Origin of the sequence: Mycoplasmopsis agassizii (genome assembly GCF_002276225.1) — a bacterium.
Lineage (GTDB): Bacteria > Bacillota_I > Bacilli_A > Mycoplasmatales > Metamycoplasmataceae > Mycoplasmopsis_B > Mycoplasmopsis_B agassizii_A.
Genome location: NZ_NQNY01000032.1, coordinates 1 through 1,241 on the forward strand (window position 1 = coordinate 1; position 1,241 = coordinate 1,241).

Below are 1,241 nucleotides of genomic sequence, written 5' to 3' on the forward strand. Positions count from 1 at the left end.
CCTAGAGTGTTCTAATAACTGCAACTCTTACATTTTTATTTTAATGGACTTTCATTCGAAAGTTCATTTTTATTATTTTTTTTATTTTGCAATTTTTTTATCCTTTATTTAGGCTTTCAAAATCTAAAAATAAAGTTTTTTTATTAGAAAATACCCTTTTAGATAAGCATCTAAAAGAAAAGATTTCTAGTCTGTATTGTTTTTATTTAAATAGTTTTAAATAATGTTCATACATTTCGTTGCTTGATTTTCAACCAAACATTTCTCTTGGCATATTGTTTATTTTGTCAGTAACATCTTTTAAATTTGAAGGAGTTACATCATTAAAGTTTGTTCCTTTTTTAAATGTTCTACGAATCATACCGTTAAGATTTTCGTTGGAACCTCTTTGAAATGATGCATATGGCTCACAGGCATAAATTATTGCATTAATTCACTTTGCAACTAATCCTAGTCTAGAAAATTCAACACCATTATCAACTGTTATTGATTTTACAGGTAAATCTTCTTGCTTGATTAACTTATATAATGCAGAATTTATTTTGAATGGATCCTTTGAAGCAACGTGAAGTGAAAATACTTTTCTACTCATTCTTTCGTTAAAAGTAAGTACATTTGTGTAACCATTAGCTCTTTTACCAATAATTAAATCAATTTCTCAATGACCAAAGTCAGTTCTGTTGTCAATATATTTTGGTCTAGCTCAAATAGGTTTAACATAGCGACCTTTAAATCTCGAAAAAATTCCGACTGATCTTTTTCCGCCTTTTACATAATAAGTTCTTAACCTATCTTTTGGGGTAAAAATCCAGTTTCTCGATTTTATTCACTTAAATACGTGTCTTTCGCTAGGGCGAAGAACTTCAGGATGAAAAACTGAAATTTTATGCATCGTAGCTTTAACACCACAGTACCTTTTGTCATAATACTTAGAAAAATATTTTTCAAATTCTTGATATTTTCATCTAAACATAAAAAATTTATGAAGTTTTCTCTCATAACACTTTTTGTTTGCATCTTTAGAATCATAATATCCATCAACAGTATTTCTTTTGATTTCTCTAGATATTGTTGATTTTGATCTTTTTAGGTGTTTAGCAATTTGAGTTACGTTAACACCATCATTTAAAAGTGTTTCGATTGTACACCTTTCTTCGTAAGTTACTTGTTTGTATTTCATATTACTTATATTATAAAAAATAACTACAACCTTTCTGTTGCAGTTATTAGGCCGATGCGGG

At 28.1% G+C, this 1,241-nt stretch carries 1 protein-coding gene; it reads right to left on the bottom strand.

Going from position 1 to position 1,241, the window contains the following annotated elements; translation table 4 throughout:
• Positions 1-202 precede the first annotated feature (202 nt).
• Positions 203-1,180 (bottom strand): IS30 family transposase, encoded by a 978-nt coding sequence (locus CJJ23_RS04925; RefSeq protein ID WP_095335221.1) that lies wholly within the window; start codon positions 1,178-1,180, stop codon positions 203-205.
• Between the last annotated feature and the right edge of the window lie 61 nt (positions 1,181-1,241).